Source organism: Sphingopyxis sp. GW247-27LB (genome assembly GCF_002277025.1).
Classification (GTDB): domain Bacteria; phylum Pseudomonadota; class Alphaproteobacteria; order Sphingomonadales; family Sphingomonadaceae; genus Sphingopyxis.
In genome coordinates, this window is record NZ_NIWD01000016.1 from 108,687 (window position 1) to 128,475 (window position 19,789).

Below are 19,789 nucleotides of genomic sequence, written 5' to 3' on the forward strand. Positions count from 1 at the left end.
GGGGCGATGACCGAAACGAAAAAGAGGCGGTCTTCCTTCGGGAAGGCCGCCTTTTTTTTACGCCCGTCGCGACGGGTTCGCTCAATGCGGAGCAAGCAGCGCCGCGATCAGCGCGAAAACGACGAACGCGACCAGCCCGCCCATGAAGACCAGCTGGCGGCGCCGGGTCCTGAGGATGATCTCTCCCCCGCGCACGTCGCGCGCCGGATAGACGGGCCCGCCGGCCCCCGAGTCGTCGCGGCGTTCCATCGTCAGAGCATCGGATAGCTGAGGCCGTAATAGCCATAGATGGTGCGGCCGTAATCGTCGGTATATTCGGGCGCATCCTCGCGCGCATAGCGCGGCGCGTCGGTCAGCTGGTCCTTCGACAGATTGACGACATAGCCGCCCTTGCCGGTGTCATAGGTCAGCATGTCCCACGGAATGGGATAATGGTCGCTGCCGAGCCCGAACAGCCCGCCGAATTCCATGACGGCATATTCGCTTTTGCCCGATCTCTTGTCGATCATCACATTGGCGATCGTGCCGAGCCGGTCGTTTTCGGGGTTATAGACCGCGGTGCCTTCGACCTTGTCGGAAGCGATCAGGCGGTGGGTTTCGGTTTTTTCGAGTGTGTCGGTCATGGCTCCTTCTCCTTGCTGGGATGAGGGCGGCGCCACGGAGGTGGCACCGCCACCTTTCCGAGCAACGGGCGATGAAGGCCATTGTTCCTCGACCCGTCGCGAAGCCGCCACGGCTTCGCGGGACCGGCGAGCCCACCAAGGCGCTTGACTCGGGATCGATCCTGCCATCAATGGACGCCATGCAGGCGCGGCGATCCTTCAGGGCGTACGGCATGCGCGGCGCGATTGCCGCTTTCCTGCTGCTCGCGGCCGCGCCCGCCGCCGCCCAGCAGGTCGACGTGACCCTGGAGGTCGAGACCGACGGCACGCGCACGCTGGTCCACGAGGTCACGATCCCCGCATCGCAGCAGGAGGTCTGGACGGCGCTGGCCACCATCGAGGGCTGGCGGACATGGGCGGTTCCGCTGGCGCGCGCGGTGTCGGGCTCTACGGATCGTTTCGAAACCGCTTATGACCCCGCGGCCGAGCCGGGCTCGGCCTCCACGATCGAACAGCAATGGATCGAACGCGCGGCGCCCGATAGCGTCAGCTTCCGGACCACGCGGACGCCCGATGGCTTTCCCCATGCCGACGCCTATGTCCGGGTGACCAGCCGCTTCCTGCTGACGCCGGTCGGCGACGCGGCGACCCGCGTTCGCCTGACGGGAAGCGGCTATCCGGCGGGACCGGCGGGCGACGCGCTGATCGGCTTCTTCCGCGAAGGCAACCGCCTGTCGCTCCAGCAGCTCCACAAGCGCTTCGCCGAGGGGCCGATCGACTGGACCGCCCCGAGGCCGTAGCGGCGGCGCCTTCCGGCGGCACGGCTTTCGCATAGTGGGAAGAAATGGTCGGGGAGACAGGATTCGAACCTGCGACATCCTGCTCCCAAAGCAGGCGCGCTACCGGGCTGCGCTACTCCCCGAACCGCTGCAGCCCTTAGGTTTCACGCCCGCCGAGGGCAAGCGGAAAGCGACCCGCCGCATAGCGGACGAGTGGCGCACGGAGCCGGGCCCCGTGCGCCTGGTCCCTTACCGGCAGCGCCCGCCGCGGTCGATTTCGCGGCCGAGCAGCGCACCCGCGGCCGCGCCGACGATCGTGCCCGGCGTGCGGTCGCCATAGCGGTCGACCTCGCGGCCGAGCAGCGCGCCCGCCGCGCCGCCGACGATCAGCCCGGTCGTCCCGCTCGAACGGCGGCAGCGATAATGATCGCGCGACCGGTAATAGCGGCGGCCGTCGCGATAATGGCTGCGGCGGTAATCGCGGCGGCCATCCCAGCGATCATGATCGCGGTCGTAATAGGAGGAGTGGCGGTGGTGCCGATCGCGCGCCTCCGCATCGGCGGGCAGCGCAGCCACCGCGCTGATGCCGATGAGCGCAGTCAGGGCCAGCTTCTTCATCGAAAACATCGTTCAGACCTTCCATCTTGCCCCCCGATCCAAATTAGGGCGCGCAAGATGGCGCTCCGGTGAATGCGCTGACGGGCACGCGCCGTTCGCCGACGAGGAAGGGCGGTTCGTCGCGCTGCGATCACCCCGCCGACGTCGCGATCAGCCGCGCGTAGAAATCGATCATCCGCTTGAAGCTGTCGATCGCCATATGCTCGTTGGTGCCGTGGATCATCGCGGCTTCCTTCAGCGTGAAATGCATCGGCATGAAGCGGTAGACGTCCTCCGACACCGGCTCCATGCTGCGGCTGTCGGTGCCGGCGACGACAAGCGTCGGGGTGAGCACCGCGCCCGGCGCATCGGCACGCGCCGCGGCGGCGATCCATTTCCAGCCCTGCGAGCTGGTCGAGGAGATGCGCGAGGGCTCGCGCGGCGGCTTGACCCAGGCAAGGTCGACCTTGGCATCGCCGACCGCAGCGCGCGCCCGCGCCATCACGTCCTTCGAGCTGTTCCACGGGGCGATGCGATAGTTGATCAGTGCGCTCGCGGCTTGCGGCAGCACATTCTCCTTGGGGCTGCCCTCCAGCATCGTGGGCGCGATCGTGGTGTGGAAGGCGGCGGCGGTCGAAGGCGCCGCGGCGAGCTGACGCTTCAGCAGCGGGCCGAACAGCCAGCGGTTGGCGACCGCCATCTTGGTGGTGCCGCCCTTCTTCGCGGCGAGCGCCTCGATCATCGACGCGCCGGGACCGCGCACCTCGAACGGAAAGGGTTTGTCGGCGATCGCGAGCACCGCCTTGGCGAGCGTGACGACGCCGGTCTCGGCGGGCGGCATCGAGCTGTGCCCGCCCGGCGCGTGCGCCGTGACCTTGAGCGTGCCATAGCCCTTCTCACCGATCCCGATCATGATCGCGGGGCCGTCGATCACCGGCGTGTCGGTGAGAACGATGCTGCCCTCGTCGATCGTGAAGATCGCCTTCACCCCCTCGGCCTTCAGCTTCGCCGCGGCGGCGATCGCGCCCGACCCGCCCGCCTCCTCGTCGTGGCCCGAGACGAGATAGATGCCGCGCTTCGGCTGGAAACCGGCCTTGGCGAGCGCCTCGAGCGCCTCGAACAGGCCGATCAGCGATCCCTTGTCGTCGACCGTGCCCCTGCCCCACACCGCCTTTTCGGCGATCGTTCCGGCGAAGGGCGGGTATTTCCAGTCGCCCTCGGTTCCCTCGGTCACCGGGACGACATCCTGATGCGCCATGACGATGATCGGCGCGAGCGAGGCGTCGCTGCCCGGCCAGTGATAGACGAGCGTGCGGTTGGGCAGGATCGTACGCGCCATCGCGCCATGCGCCGCGGGATAGGTCGCCGCGAGCCAGGCGTGGAGACGGTCCCATTCGGCGACGTCGTTGTCGGCGGCGTCCTGATGCGAGATGGTCTTGATCTGCGCGGCGGCGCTCAGATGCGCAACGGCGGCCGACAGGTCATAGGGCGGCGCGGCGGCGAGCGTCACGTCGCGGCCGTCGGCTATGTCCTTCGGGGCGAAGGTCGCCGTCCGCACCGCGACCACGCCCGCGACCACAGCGAGCGCGGCCGCGCCCCCGATCAGGATCATCCGCTTCGCCGCCATTCCCGCTCTCCCCTTTTGATTAGGAATCTAATGGAACGGCATCGAGGGCGCTTGGCAAGGAAAAGCTGACTGGATGGGGCATATCGTCGCGCATGAAAAAGGGCGGCAAGGTCAATCCCTGCCGCCCTTCTTGGCGATATACGCGAAAAAGCGCTGGTTACGCCTGCGGTGCCGGGGCCGGTTCCTCGGTCGGCGCGGGCGCCGGCTGATCCGACGGCGCGGGCGCGGGCTCTTCGGTCGGGGCCGGAGCCGGGGCCGGCTGATCGGTCGGAGCGGGAGCCGTGGTCGGCGCCGGTTCCTCGTCCGGCGCGGGCGCCGGGGCAGGTTCTTCGGTCGGGGCGGGAGTGGTCGTTTCCTGGGCAATGGCCGCAATCGGCGAAATCAGGAAGCTCGCCGCCACGGCGGACATAATCGCAATCTTACGCATGGTTACTCCTTTGCATAGGGCGATGGAGTCGACAGGAGAGCGCCCCCTTCGCCGCAGGCCTGCCGTTCCCCGCAGACCTCGGGGCGCCAACGGACCCGCTTCCGCGAAAGTTCCGTTTGGCCGGGACGGATGGATTCAATTGCGCGGTAAAGCGTTTTCGGACGCCCCGAACGATCGGAAAAAGCATCGCTGGATCAGGGGAAAGACAAACTCGCTGGCGAATTTGTGCGCTGCAGCGTAAAGACGCAGGGCATGAGGATCGCGATCATCGACACCAGCACGACGCGCGCGGCGATCATTTCGGATGGCCTGCGCGAAGCGGGCCTCGACGATCTCGTGCTGATCGATCCCGCAGGCCCGCTGGTCGCGCAGGTCGAAGCCGCAAAGCCTGAAGTGATTCTCATCAACCTCGAAAATCCCAGCCGCGACCTGCTCGAGGATTTCTTCGCCATGTCGCGCGCGCTCGCGCGCCCGATCGCGATGTTCGTCGACCAGAGCGACGCCGAGGCGACGGGAGCCGCGATCGACGCGGGGGTGTCGGCCTATGTCGTCGACGGATTGTCGAAGCAGCGGATCAAGCCCGTGATCGACCTTGCGGTGCGGCGCTTCCAGGCCTTCTCGCGCCTCCAGCGCGAACTCGACGAAGCGAAGAACGCGCTTGCCGAGCGCGCGACGGTCGACCGGGCGAAGGCGATCCTGATGAAGCGGCGCGGGATCGACGAGCCCGCCGCCTATGCGCTGCTGCGCGGACAGGCGATGCGGACCAACCGCCGCATTGCCGAGATCGCCGAGGCGATCGTGACCAGCGACGCGCTGATGGGAGATATCGAGTGAGCGCCGAACATTTCCGCATCGGCTTCCTGCCGCTGGTCGACGCCGCGCTGCCGATCCTCGCGCACGAGCTCGGCTTCGCCGCGCGCGAGGGCGTCGACATCGATCTCGTCCGCGACATGACCTGGGCGACGGTGCGCGACCGGCTGCTCTACGGCCATACCGACGCCGCGCACATGATCGCGCCGCTCGCGATCGCGACGGCGCTCGGCCGCGACCGGCCCTCGGTGCCGCTCGCGGTGCCCTTCGTGCTCGGGCTCAACGGCAATGCGGTGACCTTTTCGACCGCGCTCGCGGCCGAGGCCGGGCTCGGCGACGGGCTCGGCGACCCCGCAACCGTCGGCGCGGCGCTGCGGGACGTCGCCGCGGCGCGCAAGGCGGCGGGCCGCCCGCTGCGCTTCGGCGTGGTTCATCGCTATTCGAGCCATAATTACATGCTGCGTTACTGGCTGGCGGGGGTGGGTATCCGCCCCGACGCCGATGTCGAGATCGTCGTCACCAGCCCGCCCTTCGCCGCCGACGCGCTCGCCGCGGGCGAGGTCGACGGCATCTGCGTCGGCGAGCCGTGGAATGCGATCGCGGTCGATCGCGGCGTCGGCCATATCGCGCTCGCCACCGCGCAGATCTGGCGGCGCGGGGTCGAGAAGATTCTCGCGATCCGCAGCGACGTCGTCGAAGCCCGCCGCGATGCGGTCGAGGCGCTGCTCCGCGCGCTCCATGCCGCGGCCGCGCATTTCGTCGAACCCGGCACCGCCGGGGAGAGCGCCGCCATCCTCGCCCGCCCCGCCTATCTCGACGCGCCGCAGGACGCGATCGAACGCGCGATCACCGACCGCATCCGGGTCGCCCCCGGCGGCGAGCCGGTCGCCTATCCCGACTTCATGTTCCAGTATCGCGAAGCCGCCAACTTCCCGTGGCGCAGCCAGGCGGCGTGGCTCTATTCGCAGATGGTGCGCTGGGACGGCATCGCCTTTTCACCCGCCAACGCGGCGACGGCCGCCGGGGTGTTCCGCCCCGACATATACCGCGCCGCGCTCGCGGGGTCGGGCGCCCCGCTGCCCGGCGCGAGCTCGAAGCTCGAAGGCGGCCTCGACGCCCCGATCGGCGCCGGCTCGACCCAAGGCCGCCTGCTCCTGGGCAGCGACCGCTTCTTCGACGGTCGCGCCTTCGATCCAGAGGATATTGCGGGGTATCTGGCCGATCTTCCGTGACAGCTAGAGCAGCGTGCCTTAGATTTGACCCATTGTCCCGTTCGTGTCGAGCGAAGTCGAGACACGAACGGATAAGGCGCGTGACAGATTTACGGCACGCCGCTCTGAGCGCGCAGGCCAGCAAAGGCACAGGGACGGCAAATTATGTTGCACTGCAAAATAATCGCTTGCGCGACCTGAACGAATCAGGCAGTTTGATCGCACCCGGCAGAGCTGCCGGGCCGAGATAAAGCGGCGGCGCTCCAACGAAGGGGCTGGTCCGCGCGGCAGGCGGGGAGCCTTTTCCCCGCACTCCAACAGGCAATGAAGCCGTCAGGATGCGCCGCATGAGGCCGCCGTCCTGGCGGCTTTTTTATTGCCCGTCGCACAAGGGACGGACGATGACGAAGGGACAATCGAGCTTCTGGTCCAGCGGGCATTGGCCGACGCTGGTCGCCGCCTTCCTCTATTTCGACCTCGCCTTCATGGTGTGGGTCATCCTCGGGCCGCTCGCGCCCGCCATTGCCGGGGATCTCGGCCTGACCCCGGCGCAGAAGGGGCTGATGGTCGCGGTGCCGACGCTCGCGGGCGCGGTGCTGCGCGTCGGAAACGGCCTGCTCGTCGACCGCATCGGGCCGAAGCGGTCGGGCGCGATCAGCCAGGCGATCGTCATCGCGGGCCTCTTCACCGCCTGGCTTCTAGGCGTCCACAGCTTTGCGGGCACGCTCGCGCTCGGGCTGATCCTCGGCTTCGCGGGCGCCAGCTTCGCGATCGCGCTGCCGCTCGCGAGCCGCTGGTATCCGCCCGAGCATCAGGGCAAGGCGATGGGGCTCGCCGGCATGGGCAATTCGGGCACGGTGCTCGCGGCGCTCTTCGCGCCTGGCCTTGCCGCGCTGTTCGGCTGGAACATGGTGCTCGGCCTTGCCTGCATCCCGCTGACGATCGCTTTCGCCCTCTACCTCCTGATGGCGAAGGACGCGCCCGACGCGCCCGCGCCCCGGAAGCTGCCCGACTATTTCGAACCGCTGCGAACCGCCGACGCCTGGTGGCTGATGGCCTTCTATGCGGTGACCTTCGGCGGTTTCGTCGGGCTCGCGGCGTCGCTGCCGATCTATTTCACCGACCGGTTCGGCCTGACCCCGGTGGCGGCGGGATATTGCACCGCGGCCTGCGTCTTCGCGGGATCGCTCGTGCGGCCGATGGGCGGTGCGCTCGCTGACCGGATCGGCGGGGTGCGCGCGCTGATGATCGTGTTCGTCGCCGCCGCGACGGCGCTCGCCGGGGTGCCGCAGGCGGTCGCCCTCCCCGCCGCGCTCGCGCTGTTCGTCGCCGCGATGCTCGCGCTCGGCGTCGGCAACGGCGCGGTCTTCCAGCTCGTGCCGCAGCGTTTTTCGGCCGAGATCGGCGTGATGACCGGCCTTGTCGGCATGGCGGGCGGGGTCGGCGGCTTCACTCTCGCCGCGTCGCTCGGCTTCGCGCGCCAATGGACCGGCAGCTACGCCCCCGCCTTTCATTTTTTCGCCGGCCTCGCGGTCGCGGCGCTCGTCGCGCTCGTCTTCGTCAAGGACCAGTGGCGCCGGTCGTGGACCGCCGCCGAGGGCGTGCGAATCTGATCCTCTTCCACCACAATTCGACGGACATTCGATAATGGAACATAGCCCCCTCTCCCCCGACGCCGACCCGCGCGAGCATCTCGTCGTGATCGGTAACGGCATGGCGGGATGCCGCGCGGTCGAAGAACTGCTCGCGCGTGACCCCGACCGTTTCCGCATCACGATCTTCGGCGCCGAGCCGCGGGTCAATTACAACCGCATCATGCTTTCCCCCGTGCTCGCGGGCGAGAAAGCCTTCGACGATATCGTGATCAACGATGCGGGTTGGTATGCGGACAATGGCATCGCGCTGGTCGCCGGCGATCCGGTGGTCGCGATCGACCGCGCCGCGAAGACCGTGGCGACGCGCGGCGGCATCGTCGAGCGTTACGACCGGCTGCTGATCGCCACCGGCTCCGATCCCTTCATCATCCCGGTGCCGGGCAAGGATCTCCCCGGCGTCATCGCCTTCCGCGACATGGACGATGTCGGCACGATGCTCGCGGCGGCCGAGAAGGGCGGCGCGGCGGTGGTGATCGGCGGCGGGCTGCTCGGGCTCGAGGCCGCGCACGGGCTATCCTTGCGCGGCATGAAAGTCACCGTCATCCACCTGATGCCGACACTGATGGAGCGCCAGCTCGACGAGGCGGCGGGGTGGCTGCTCAAGCAGGCATTGGAAGCGCGCGGCCAGACGATCCTGACCGGCGCCGACACCGCCGAGATCGTCGGCGACGGCAAAGTCGAGGGCGTGAAGCTGAAGGACGGGACGCTGATCCCCGCCGACCTTGTCGTGATGGCGGTCGGCATCCGCCCCTCGACCGGCCTCGCACGCGACGCCGGCCTCGCGGTCGGGCGCGGCATCCAGGTCGACGACTATATGGTGACCAGCGACCCCGCCGTGCTCGCGGTCGGCGAATGCGTCGAGCATGACGGCCAGGTCTACGGCCTCGTCGCGCCGCTGTGGGACATGTGCCGCAGCCTCGCTGACGGGCTCGTCGAAAAACCGACCGGCTATCGCGGTTCGGTGACTTCGACCAAGCTTAAGGTATCGGGGATCGACGTCTTCTCGGCGGGCGACTTTTCGGGCGGCGACGGCTGCGAGGATATCGTGCTGCGCGACGCGAGCCGCGGCGTCTACAAGCGCGTGATCGTCAGGGACGACCGCATCGTCGGTGCGGTGCTCTATGGCGATACCGCCGACGGCAGTTGGTATTTCGACCTTCTGAAAAAGCAGGAGGATGTTTCCGATCTTCGCGACTTGCTGATCTTCGGCCAAGCCTTCGCCGCGGGAGGCGGCGCGGCGGACCCTAAGGCGGCCGTTGCGGCGCTTTCCGACGATGCGGAAATCTGCGGCTGCAACGGCGTCACCAAGGGCCAGGTCGTCTCGTGCATCGCCAAGGGGGCGCACAGCCTCGACGCGGTGCGCGGCACCTGCAAGGCGTCGGCGAGCTGCGGCAGCTGCACCGGGCTCGTCGAAAACCTGCTTGCGCTGACCCTCGGCGACGATGTGCAGAGCGGCCCCAGGACCATCTGCAAGTGCACGAGCTTCGGTCACGACGACGTGCGGCGCGAGATCGCCCTGCAGGCCATGCGCTCGATCCCCGAGGCGATGCAGAAGCTGCACTGGGCAACCCCCGACGGCTGCTCGTCGTGCCGCCCCGCGCTCAACTATTACCTGCTCTGCGCGCTCCCCGGCGACTATGTCGACGACCAGCAGAGCCGCTTCGTCAACGAGCGCCTCCACGCCAACATCCAGAAGGACGGCACTTACTCGGTCGTCCCGCGCATGTGGGGCGGGCTCACCAACCCGACCGAGCTGCGCGCGATCGCCGATGTGGTCGAGAAATATAACGCGCCGATGGTCAAGGTGACCGGCGGCCAGCGGCTCGACATCTTCGGGATCAAAAAGGAGGACCTGCCCGCGGTCTGGGCCGACTTGGGCGCCGCCGGCATGGTGTCGGGGCACGCCTATGGCAAGGCGCTGCGCACGGTGAAGACCTGCGTCGGGTCCGAATGGTGCCGCTTCGGCACGCAGGATTCGACCGGGCTCGGCGTGAAGATCGAGCGGATGAGCTGGGGCAGCTGGATGCCGCACAAGTTCAAGATCGCGGTGTCGGGCTGTCCGCGCAACTGCGCCGAGGCGACGATCAAGGACTTCGGAATCGTGTGCGTCGACAGCGGCTACGAGCTCCATGTCGGCGGTAATGGCGGCATCCATGTCCGCGCGACCGACCTCCTCTGCAAGGTCGCGACCGAACAGGAGGCGATGGATTATTGCGCCGCCTTCATCCAGCTTTACCGCGAGGAAGCGCGCTATCTGGAGCGCACCGCGCCGTGGATCGAGCGCGTCGGATTGGAGCATGTCAAGGCGCGTATCGTCGACGATGCGCCGGGCCGCGAAGCGCTCCGCGCGCGCTTCCTCCATTCGCAGAGCTTTTCGCAGGACGACCCCTGGGCGCAGCGCGCCGAGGGCGCCGAGGCCGAGCATCACGCGCCGATGGCGCGCTTCACCCCGCAGGAGGGCGGTTTCTTGAAGGAGATCAGGGCATGAATGCAGAATGGCTCGACATCGGCTGGGTCGACCAGATCCCGGTGCGCGGCAGCCGCACCGTGCAGGTCGCGGGGGGCGACGACATCGCCCTCTTCCGCACCGCCGAGGGCAAGGTCTTCGCGCTGCTCGACCGCTGCCCGCACAAGCATGGGCGGCTGAGTCAGGGCATCGTCCACGGCGGCGCGGTTTCCTGCCCGCTCCACAATTGGCGGATCAGCCTGTCGACCGGCGAGGCGCTGGGCGAGGACAAGGGCTGCACGCCGACGGTGCCGGTCAAGATCGACGGTGGCCGCGTGCTGATCTGCCGCGCGAGCACGCTGAAGGCGGCGGCGTGAGGCGGCAGTGCATCCATGCCTCTCCCCTCCCTGAAAGGGAGGGGCCGGGGGTGGGTACGAGCGATAGCGAGGCTCTTTTCTTCGCGCGGACGAATACGACGATCGGGGCATCGAGCCCCGATCGCCGTGACCCACCCCTAACCCCTCCCCTGCAGGGAGAGGAATGATGGAAGTCCGCACGACCTGCGCCTATTGCGGCGTCGGCTGCGGCATCCGCGCGACCGTCACGGGCGAACGAACGGTCAAGATCGCGGGCGACCCCGACCACCCCGCCAACCGCGGCCGCCTCTGCTCGAAAGGCACGCATCTCGGCGAGACGGTCGGGCTCGAGGGCCGCCTCCTCGCGCCCATGATCGGCAACAGACGCGCGGGCTGGGACAAGGCGCTCGACCTTGTCGCCAAACGCTTCAAGGAGACCATCGCGCGCCACGGCCCGAACAGCGTCGCCTTCTACGTCTCGGGGCAATTGCTCACCGAGGATTATTATGTCGCGAACAAGCTGATGAAGGGCTTCATCGGCAGCGCGAACATCGACACCAACTCACGCCTCTGCATGTCGAGCGCGGTCGCGGGGCATATGCGCACGTTCGGCGAAGATGTCGTGCCCGCCACCTATGACGACCTCGATGCCGCCGACCTGATCGTCCTCGTCGGCAGCAACACCGCCTGGTGCCATCCGATCGTCTACCAGCGCATCCGCGCACGCTGCGAGGAAGGCGCGAAGCTCGTCGTCATCGACCCGCGCCGCACCGAGACCGCCGAAGAGGCCGATCTGCATCTGCCGATCCGCCCCGGCAGCGACGTCGCGCTGATGACCGGCCTGCTCCAATATTGCCGCGAAGCGGGCGTGGTCGACGAGGACTATCTCGCCGCGCACGTCGCGGTGCCGCAGGATTTCTGGGACCAGCTCGCCGAGGGGAATGACCTGTGGTCGGTGGCGCGCACTTGCGACGTTCCCGCCGCCGACCTCAGGCATTTCTTCGACCTGTTCGCCGCGACCCCGCGCACCATCACCCTGTTCAGCCAGGGGATCAACCAGGCGACCGCCGGAACCGATCAGGTCAATGCGATGACCAACCTCCATCTTGCGACGGGGCGCATCGGCAAACCCGGGGCCGCGCCCTTCTCGATCACCGGCCAGCCCAATGCGATGGGCGGGCGCGAGGTCGGCGGGCTCGCGTCGACCCTCGCCGCGCACAGGGACTTCGCGCCCGAAAATCGCGCCAGCGTCCAGCGCTTCTGGGCCGCGCCCACCATGGCCGAAAAGCCGGGACTGAAGGCCGTCGACCTGTTCCGCGCGATTGGCGAGGGGCGGATCAAGGCGCTGTGGGTGATGGCGACCAACCCCGCGGTGTCGATGCCCGACGCGAACGCCGTCCGCGCGGCGCTCGCGGCCTGCCCCTTCGTCGTCGTCAGCGATGTGATCGAGAAAACCGACACCGGCGCCTTCGCGCACGTCCGCCTCCCCGCCGCCGCCTGGGGCGAAAAGGACGGCACCGTCACCAATTCGGATCGCACGATCAGCCGCCAGCGCGCGCTCTTCGCGCTCCCCGGCGAAGCGATGCCCGACTGGTGGATCGTCAAGGAGGTCGCGCGGCGCATGGGGTGGAAGACCGCCTTCGCCTATGACCGGCCCGCCGACATCTGGCGCGAGCATTGCCGCCTCTCGACCTATGAGAACAACGGCGCGCGCCGCTTCGCGCTGCCCGGCGCGGCGCAGGGTGGCAACGCCGCCTATGACGCGATGCTTCCCTTTCGCTGGGGCGGAGACCGCCCGTTCGCCGACGGGCGCTTTTCGACCGAAGACGGCCGCGCACGGCTCGTTCCGGTCGCGCAGAAGCCCCTCCCCGGCCCGCTCGCGAAGTGGCCGCTGACGCTCAACACCGGGCGCTATCGTGACCAATGGCACAGCATGACCCGCACCGGCCTTGCCCCGAAGCTCGCGCGCCATCGCGAGGAACCGCTGGTCGAGGTGCATCCCGCCGACGGCGCGCGGCTCGGGCTCGCCGACGGCGGGCTCGCACGCGTCGAAACGCCGCAGGGCGAAAGCATCTACCGCGTCGCCTTTTCGGACGGGCAGCGCCCCGGCGAGCTGTTCGTGCCGATCCATTGGACCGACCGCACCGCGAGCGGCGGGCGAACTGGGCTGCTCCCCCGCCCGCTCGTCGATCCGCTCTCGGGCCAGCCCGGCTTCAAACGCACTCCCGCGGCGATTGCCCCCGTCGCGACGCAATGGCGCGGCTTCCTGCTCCTCGCCGCCGAACTCGCCGAGCGCCCCGCCTGTCTGTGGGCGACCCGCGTCGCGGTGCCCGCCGGGGTGCTGTGGGAGCTCGCCGGCGATGGGGGCCTCCAGCGCATCGAGGCGCTGCTGCCCCGCGGCGAGCGGATCGAGGCGCAGGACCCCGCGCGCGGCACGCGGCGCATCGCGGTGATCGCGGGCGGCCGCCTCGCCGGCGCGCTGTTCGTCACGGCAAGCGGCGAACTGCCGCCGCGCGACTGGCTGATCGCGCAGCTTGCCGCCCCTGCGGTCGCCCCCACCCTGCTCGCCGGGCGCGCACCGGGGGTGCAGGCCGATCGCGGCCCGATCGTGTGCGTCTGCTTCGACGTCGGGCTGAAGGCGATCGTCGCGGCGATCCGCGACCAGCACCTCGCCGACGTCGCGGCGATCGGCGCCGCGATCGGCGCCGGAACCAACTGCGGGTCGTGCCGCCCCGCGCTCGCGCGCATCCTGACCGAGGAGAATAGCCATGCAGCCTGACGATTTCGCGCCCGGAACGGTCTGGCTCGTCGGCGCGGGCCCCGGCGATCCCGAGCTGCTGACGATGAAGGCCGTCCGGTTGATCGGGCGCGCCGATATCGTCTTTTACGACGCGCTCGTCGGCGATGGCGTCCTCGCGCTAGTCCCCGCGCGCGCGGAGCGCGTCAGCGTGGGCAAGCGGTCGGGCCGCCACTCGAAGGACCAGCGGACGATCGACCGGCTGCTGGTCGAGGCCGCGACCGCCGGCAAGCGGGTCGTGCGGCTAAAGGGCGGCGACCCGTCGATGTTCGGACGGTCGGCCGAAGAAATCGGCGCGCTGCGGGAAGCCGGTTGCGCCGTGCACGTCTGCCCCGGCATCACGGCCGCGAGCGCCGCCGCGGCCTCGGCCAGCATCTCGCTTTCGCTGCGCGGTGTCGCCCGCGATGTCCGCTTCGTCACCGCGCACAGCCGCCGCGGTGCGGCGCTCGATCTCGACTGGCGTTCGCTCGCGGGCTGCGGTTCGACGCTGGCCTTCTACATGGGGCGCGATGCCGCCCCCGCGATTGCCCATGGCCTGATCGAAGCCGGCATGCCGCCCGACATGCCGGTGATGATCGCGTGCAATGTCAGCCGCGCCGACGAACAGCGGCTGGCGACCCGTCTCGACCTGCTCGGCCTCGCGACGCGATCGCTCGCGGGCGACGCCCCGACGCTCATCCTGATCGGGGCCGCACTCGGGTCGGCACTGCCGGAAAATGAGCGGGTGCGTCTTCCGCACCCGCGCCGTCACGAACCGAATTTGAAGCCCATCGTGACACCCCCCGTGATTCCCCGCCCGAGCGTCGTCGAATAGCCGAAGGTGGTCGTCTGCATGTTGCGGAACACCCGGTCGCCCTGGTTGAGCAGGTCGCGGCCCCAGATGGTGACGTAGAAATTGTCCTTGAGCGGCCGGAAGGTCGCCGAGAGGTTGAGCGTGGTCAGCGATTTCTGGATCGGCGCCCGGCCCTCCCCCGCCGGATAGGGATTGCCGCCGGCATCGACTCCCGCCGGATAGAAGCCGTGCGTCGCATGGTCGAATTCGTCGGTGTAGCTGAGCAGCCCCGCCAGTTCGAACTCGCCCTGCCGCCCCAGCGGCAGCTTGTAGTTCGCCGCCAGGCTCGCCATGATGTTCGGCGTCACCGGCAGATCCTCGCCCGAACAGTCGGCATTGGTCGCGAGCGCCAGCCCGACCCCCGCAGGACGATAAATCTCGCAGTTCGGAAAGCTGTCATATTCCGACTTGAAATAGGTCGAGAAGCTGCCGTTCAGCGTCAAGCGGTCGTCGGGCCGCAGCGAGAATTCGGCTTCGAGGCCGGAAATGGTCGCCTTCGCGGCGTTGATCGAGATCTGTGTGTTGGTCGCGGGATCGACCACCGGAACCTGCAGATTGTCGTACTTGTAGTAATAGCCCGCGAGGTTGAGCGTCAGCTTGCGGTCGAACAGCTGGGATTTCAGCCCGACCTCGAAGGCGTCGATCGTCTCGGGCTCGGTCGCGCGCGGCGAGAGCGAGGAGATGTTATAGACCCCGCTCTTGAAGCCGCGGTTGTAACTCGCATAAACGAGGAAGTCGTCCGAGAATTTATGATCGAGCACGACGCGATAGGTCAGCTCCGAAAAGCCGGTGCTGAGCCCGTCGCATTGCGGATCGGCCGTGCACAGGTCGCCGATCGTCTGCGGGATCGCGATGACCCCGCCGGTGCCGTCGGGGACATAGGTCACGCTGCCATTGTCGGCGTCGAGCGTCGCGGTCTCGTCGGTATAGCGCAGCCCGGCGGTGATCTTGGTCCCCTGCCCCAACTCATAGGAAGTCTCGCCGAACAGCCCGACCGATTCGATCGTCACGAAGGTACTGAGATCGATGTAGGCGAGTCCCGACGTCGGCCCGAAACCGAGCGCGGACAGTTCGAGCAACCGCTGCGGCACGGTCAGCGGCTGGAGCGGATCGGGCACCGGCAGGCCGACATATTGGTCGAGCTGCGAATAGCCGTCGCGATAATTGATGTAGAAGCCTCCGAGGAGCCATTGGAAGGGCGAGCTGCCCTTCGAGGACACCAGCAATTCCTGTTGCCAGGTCCGCCCGTTGAGGTCGGTGTCGAACCAGAAGACCGGAGCGGGCGACAGATCCAGATCAAGCTGAACCCCCGAACCGCTGCGCGTATAGGCGCTGGTCGAACTGATCCCGATATCGCCGAGGTCATAGTCAAGATGGAGCGACGTACCCCAGCTGTCGTAGCGCACCTCGGGCGGCACCTCGCCATAATAGGCGCGCTTGGGATTGCGGATATCGACCCCCGACGCCGCCTCGCCGATCGAGAAGGGCGATCCCGGCGCGGGCTGCATCGCCATGATCGGGGTCGTATAGCCCTTGATGTAGTTCCCCTGCAGCAGCGCCGAGAAATCGCCGCTCTCGAACAGCAGATTGGCGCGCAAGCCATAGGTTTCTTCCTCACCGGTGCGCTTGCCGATGCCGTTTGAGGGGTTGCGGTTGATGATGTACGGGGTCTCGTAACGATAGAAACCGCTGACGCTGAACGCCAGATTCTCGCCGAGGCCGGTGTTGATATAGGCGCGCGCGCCGCGATCGTCGGTGCCGAAGGTTCCCTCGACCATGCCGCCGAAATCCTGGCTCGGCCTCTTCGTCGAGATCAGGATCGCGCCCGAGGTCGCGTTGCGCCCGAACAGGGTGCCTTGCGGTCCGCGCAGCACCTGGATCGATTCCACTTCGGGAAAGGTCTGGAGCAAGATGCCCGTCTTGTCGGTCTGATAGACGCCGTCGATGTAGACCGCGGCGCTGGACTCGTTACCCGGAGTGATGTTGCGGCTGCCGACGCCGCGGATATAGGGCACCGACTGGCTACCGCCCTCGGGAACGACGAGCGAGGGCGCCATCTGCGACAATTGGCGAAGGCCGTCGACCCCGCTCGACTGCAACTGCTCGCCCTGGAAGGCCGACACGGCGATCGGCACGTCCTGCAACGCTTCCTCGCGCCGCTGCGCGGTCACGACGATGACACTGTCGTCACCATCATTCTGCCCAGCAACCACCCCCCCAGTATCGCTCTGCGCGGCGGCGGGAACGGCCAGCATCGCCAGGACGATGGCCGTCGAACCAAGCAAGATTTTGTGCGAAACAATCATCCTCTTCCTCCCAATATCTATCTGTTATTTAGTAATATTCTACGATCCGGGTCGGGCACCCGGTGACTCTTCAAAAATAGCGGCGATCGGCCGCAAGTCTCCGGAGGCGCGCGTTCGCGAGCCGTTCTTCGGAGGTGATACGCGGCTCATCGGCGGGAAATTCGTCGCGCACGGCGGCGAGCGGCACGAGCTTCGTGCGTGGCTTCGCGGGCGGAATGCCTGAAGCGAGCTGCTGAAAGCGCATGAAGATGAAGCCCGATTCCACGCCCGTGGTATCGAGCCAGTTCCACACTCCCGGATCGGCACCCGCGATCACATAGCGAAAGCGCCCGTCGCTCGACACGCGCGACTGGGCGCCGGTGATGCTCGACTGGACCGAGCGCGGGATGAAGCTGTTGAACCACAGCGGGTGCGCGAGCGCGACGCTCTGGTAGCGCGCGTCGCAGGGCTCGATGGTGATGACCAGCGCTTGTCCTTCGGGAACCTCCCAGCGGCCCTTGGTGTTGAACTGCCCCGGGAAATAGCCGGCGTCGGCGGGGCCGACGGTTGGGGCGGGATAATCGTTGAGAGGCAGCACCTTCGACCAGTTGCGCGCGAAATCGTCGAGGAACTTCACCTGGTCGACCATATTGCGCGCCGCGATGCTGTAGAATTGCTGCACATCGGCGAGCGCGGGGCGACGCGGCACCGGCACCGGCTGGTCCATGCGCTCGATCAGCATCGGAGTCGGCTGCTCGGTCAGCCAGTCGTTCACCGTCTGGCGCACGAACAGGCAGCGCGCGCGATCGTCGCTCTTCATCCAGTTGCCGGACCGTTCGGGGCCGCCGATCCACAACTCGAAGCGGCCATCGGCCTCGATCTTCAGCCGGCTCGATTCGAGCGCGCCGATGCGGTCGCCGACCACCCCGTCGTCGCCGGCGAGCCCCGATACCAGTTCGAAGCAATAGTCCACCGTGTTGCCGCGATGCCCGAGCACGCGATAGACGCCGCCGCCGTCGATCTGGGCGCTGTAATAGTGATGGTCGGGCGTCGGCAGGCCCCAGGTGCGGACATTGTCCATGTCGCGCACGAAGGCGGGGCGGTCGAGATCGTAGCTTTTGAACGCGCGCTCCAAGTGGAAAATCCACATACCGGAGAGATAGTGATATCCCTCGGCCAGACCGGTTTCGGTTACGCCCGGGTGGGCGCGAATGATCGCCTCGACCTCACGGGCCGCTTCGATGAATTGCGCATAACCGCTTGTGGAATCAGGCATGAGCTTTGGTCTCCGTGCTGGGGATGGAGTCGAGGAAGCCAAAGGCGTCATCGACCATCGCTTCGGTCAGTTCGTACCGTTCCAGCGAATATTGGTTGATGCCGTGCTTGCCGGCGGGGTTATCGGCGATCCACGTGCGAATCGCGGCCTCGCCGGCATCGGACAAGGCAATACCGGCCTGTTGGTAGAAGCTACGGATATGCCGGGTAGGGTCGGCAAGCATGTCGCGATAATCGACCTCGATCATCTTGAGCCGGTTACCCAGCCGCGCGCGCGCTTGCTGGAAGCGGTGCATTTCGGGCACCCAATATTCGAGCGCGATGCGCCCGATCGCCGCAGGCGAACGCGTGAGGTGCGGCTGCTGCGCGGCCTCCAGTGCATTGCAGAAGGAGGCGACGACGGTGCGGAAATCGCGGCGCGGATAGACGAAGGTCGCGCCGGGATGAAAGGTCAGCATCTCTTCGAGATGACCGACGTGGACCGGGCTCTTCAAAATCCATTTGCGGCCGCGGCGGCCGCCGTCCTGCCACTGCAGATAGCGCAGCAGGTCGGCGACATAGCGATAGGTAGGCAGCCGCGGCAGCGTGCGCAGATAGGCGAGGTAATCGGGATCTGGCACGCCCGTATAGATATGGCCGACATGCTGGAAGGTCAGATGGTGGAGGTTCCAGTCCTCGTCGGCATCGTCGGCGACCGCGGGATGTGCGGCATGGAGCGCGGGGTTGCCGGTGCGGATCGCATCGGCGACGCCTTCGGCAAAGACCAGCCGCCCGCCAGAGTCGCTCGCTGCCTCGCCCGGGAAAGGCGCCGGGTTGAGCAGGCGCCAGAATTTGAGCGACTGCATCGCGGGATCGGCGGACATCATCCGCTGCAGCACCGTCGTGCCAGAGCGCGGAAAACCGATCACGACGATCGGATCGGACACGTCTTCGCGCAGGATTTCGGGATGGCGCGCCAGATCCTCGGCAAAGCGCAGGCGGTTGACGAGCAGGCGCTGCACCATCGCATCGAGTTGCGCGAAACCGGCTTCGCTCGGCGTATTCTGGCGCGCGAAATGATAGAAAGCGTCGAGCGCGGCGACGAAATCGGCGGGCTCTATACGGTCGATCCCGCTCGCCGCGCGCGCCTCGGCAAGCGCGCGCGCGCCCTCCACCGTGTCGAAACCCGTCATTCGTCTCTCCCCTTGTCGTTTGGATTTCGGCAGGCCGCGACCAGCCTGTCCGCCATCTCCTTGCGGCAGATCAGCAGGTCGGGCATTGCCGGGTCGCGCTGGTTGTATCGCAGCGGCGCGCCGTCGATGCGCGAGGCGTGCAGCCCGTGCGCGAGCGCGACCGCGGCGGGCGCGGCGCTGTCCCATTCATACTGGCCGCCGCTGTGCAGATAGATATCGACCTCGCCGCGCACGACCGCCATCGCCTTGGCGCCTGCCGAGCCCATCGGCACGAGCTCGGCGCCGAGTTGCTCGGCCACGGCGAGGGCTTCGCCCGCGGGGCGCGTACGGCTGACCGCGAGGCGCGGGCGCGGGGCGGCGTCGGGGATCGGGCTCGCGCGATCAGTTGCGAGCACCACGCCGCCCTCCAGGCCCGGCAGCGCGACGGCGCCGATGACAGGTTCGCCGCCCACCGCAAGCGCGACGTGGACCGCCCAGTCGCTGCGACCCTCGCCATATTCGCGCGTCCCGTCGAGCGGATCGACGATCCATACACGGCGCTTGCTGAGCCGCTCGGGGGTGTCCTTGCTTTCTTCGGACAGGATGCCGTCGTCGGGGCGCTGTTCGCGGAGCGCGCGGATCAGGAACTGGTTGGCGAGCTGGTCGCCTGTCTTGCCGAGCGCCTTGCCTTCAAAGAGGCCGGAGTCGCGTACCGTCAGCAGAATGCGCCCTGCATATTCGGCGAGATGCGCTGCGAGCGCGGCATCGTCCAGCGCGGCGCTCATCCGACGAGCCGATTGACGATGAGGTCGGCAGCCTGTTGGGGTGTCATGTTGGTGGTATGGATGTGGATTTCGGGTTTTTGGGGTGTTTCGTAGGGACTATCGATGCCGGTGAAGTTTTTGAGCTGGCCGGCGCGGGCCTTTTTGTAGAGCCCCT

At 67.7% G+C, this 19,789-nt stretch carries 18 protein-coding genes and 1 tRNA gene; 8 read left to right on the forward strand and 11 right to left on the reverse strand.

Annotated elements, in window-relative coordinates; translation table 11 throughout:
• Positions 1-81 precede the first annotated feature (81 nt).
• Together CD928_RS23530 and CD928_RS21750 are read right to left on the reverse strand one after the other, a co-directional pair.
• The gene (locus CD928_RS23530) at positions 82-249 is read right to left on the reverse strand and encodes a hypothetical protein (RefSeq protein ID WP_095389187.1); all 168 of its coding nucleotides are present in this window, start codon (positions 247-249) and stop codon (positions 82-84) included.
• Positions 250-251: 2 nt separating this feature from the next.
• Positions 252-623, reverse strand: coding sequence for a PRC-barrel domain-containing protein (locus CD928_RS21750; RefSeq protein ID WP_095389188.1), 372 nt, complete (start codon positions 621-623; stop codon positions 252-254).
• Between the two features lie 212 nt (positions 624-835).
• Between CD928_RS21750 and CD928_RS21755 the strand changes: the two genes are divergently transcribed.
• The gene (locus CD928_RS21755) at positions 836-1,402 is read left to right on the forward strand and encodes an SRPBCC domain-containing protein (RefSeq protein WP_176473666.1); all 567 of its coding nucleotides are present in this window, start codon (positions 836-838) and stop codon (positions 1,400-1,402) included.
• Positions 1,403-1,447: 45 nt separating this feature from the next.
• Here CD928_RS21755 and CD928_RS21760 read toward each other — a convergent pair.
• From CD928_RS21760 to CD928_RS21775, 4 genes are all read right to left on the reverse strand, one after another.
• Positions 1,448-1,524, reverse strand: a tRNA-Pro gene (locus CD928_RS21760).
• Between the two features lie 106 nt (positions 1,525-1,630).
• Entirely contained in the window at positions 1,631-1,999 is a 369-nt protein-coding gene (locus CD928_RS21765) for a glycine zipper 2TM domain-containing protein (RefSeq protein ID WP_095389224.1), read from the reverse strand.
• A 130-nt stretch (positions 2,000-2,129) separates the two neighbouring features.
• Positions 2,130-3,605 carry a M20 family peptidase gene (locus CD928_RS21770; protein WP_095389190.1) on the reverse strand — a complete coding sequence of 492 codons (1,476 nt, stop codon included), beginning with the start codon at positions 3,603-3,605 and terminating at the stop codon, positions 2,130-2,132.
• 157 nt (positions 3,606-3,762) lie between these two features.
• The gene (locus CD928_RS21775) at positions 3,763-4,032 is read right to left on the reverse strand and encodes a hypothetical protein (protein WP_176473667.1); all 270 of its coding nucleotides are present in this window, start codon (positions 4,030-4,032) and stop codon (positions 3,763-3,765) included.
• A 252-nt stretch (positions 4,033-4,284) separates the two neighbouring features.
• Here CD928_RS21775 and CD928_RS21780 point away from each other — a divergent pair, with 252 nt between their 5' ends.
• The 7 genes from CD928_RS21780 to cobA all read left to right on the forward strand — a co-directional run bounded on the left by CD928_RS21780 (position 4,285) and on the right by cobA (position 14,121).
• A complete protein-coding gene (locus CD928_RS21780; RefSeq protein ID WP_095389191.1) occupies positions 4,285-4,866 on the forward strand; it encodes an ANTAR domain-containing response regulator in 582 nt (193 codons plus the stop codon).
• A complete protein-coding gene (locus CD928_RS21785; protein WP_095389192.1) occupies positions 4,863-6,074 on the forward strand; it encodes a CmpA/NrtA family ABC transporter substrate-binding protein in 1,212 nt (403 codons plus the stop codon). Before CD928_RS21780 ends, CD928_RS21785 begins: the two co-directional genes overlap by 4 nt.
• 380 nt (positions 6,075-6,454) lie before the next feature.
• Positions 6,455-7,666, forward strand: coding sequence for a NarK/NasA family nitrate transporter (locus CD928_RS21790; RefSeq protein ID WP_095389225.1), 1,212 nt, complete (start codon positions 6,455-6,457; stop codon positions 7,664-7,666).
• Between the two features lie 34 nt (positions 7,667-7,700).
• The gene (gene nirB / locus CD928_RS21795; protein ID WP_095389193.1) at positions 7,701-10,196 is read left to right on the forward strand and encodes a nitrite reductase large subunit NirB; all 2,496 of its coding nucleotides are present in this window, start codon (positions 7,701-7,703) and stop codon (positions 10,194-10,196) included.
• Positions 10,193-10,531 carry a nitrite reductase small subunit NirD gene (gene nirD, locus CD928_RS21800; protein ID WP_095389194.1) on the forward strand — a complete coding sequence of 113 codons (339 nt, stop codon included), beginning with the start codon at positions 10,193-10,195 and terminating at the stop codon, positions 10,529-10,531. Before nirB ends, nirD begins: the two co-directional genes overlap by 4 nt.
• Positions 10,532-10,694: 163 nt before the next feature.
• Entirely contained in the window at positions 10,695-13,289 is a 2,595-nt protein-coding gene (locus tag CD928_RS21805) for a nitrate reductase (protein ID WP_095389195.1), read from the forward strand.
• Complete coding sequence (gene cobA, locus CD928_RS21810) at positions 13,279-14,121, forward strand: uroporphyrinogen-III C-methyltransferase (RefSeq protein WP_095389196.1); 843 nt, start codon at positions 13,279-13,281, stop codon at positions 14,119-14,121. The genes CD928_RS21805 and cobA overlap by 11 nt, the downstream gene beginning before the upstream one ends.
• Here cobA and CD928_RS21815 read toward each other — a convergent pair.
• The 5 genes from CD928_RS21815 to CD928_RS21835 all read right to left on the reverse strand — a co-directional run.
• Positions 14,055-16,445, reverse strand: a complete 2,391-nt coding sequence (locus CD928_RS21815; RefSeq protein WP_095389197.1) for a TonB-dependent receptor — start codon at positions 16,443-16,445, stop codon at positions 14,055-14,057. The two genes, cobA and CD928_RS21815, sit on opposite strands and share 67 nt — an antisense overlap.
• A 70-nt stretch (positions 16,446-16,515) precedes the next feature.
• Positions 16,516-17,700 (reverse strand): hypothetical protein, encoded by a 1,185-nt coding sequence (locus CD928_RS21820; RefSeq protein ID WP_095389198.1) that lies wholly within the window; start codon positions 17,698-17,700, stop codon positions 16,516-16,518.
• Positions 17,693-18,871 (reverse strand): sulfotransferase, encoded by a 1,179-nt coding sequence (locus CD928_RS21825; RefSeq protein ID WP_095389199.1) that lies wholly within the window; start codon positions 18,869-18,871, stop codon positions 17,693-17,695. Before CD928_RS21825 ends, CD928_RS21820 begins: the two co-directional genes overlap by 8 nt.
• Complete coding sequence (locus tag CD928_RS21830) at positions 18,868-19,635, reverse strand: 3'(2'),5'-bisphosphate nucleotidase CysQ (RefSeq protein WP_095389200.1); 768 nt, start codon at positions 19,633-19,635, stop codon at positions 18,868-18,870. The genes CD928_RS21825 and CD928_RS21830 overlap by 4 nt, the downstream gene beginning before the upstream one ends.
• On the reverse strand, positions 19,632-19,789 hold a 158-nt coding region (locus tag CD928_RS21835), incomplete at its 5' end, for an adenylyl-sulfate kinase (protein ID WP_141237226.1). The genes CD928_RS21835 and CD928_RS21830, both read right to left, overlap by 4 nt.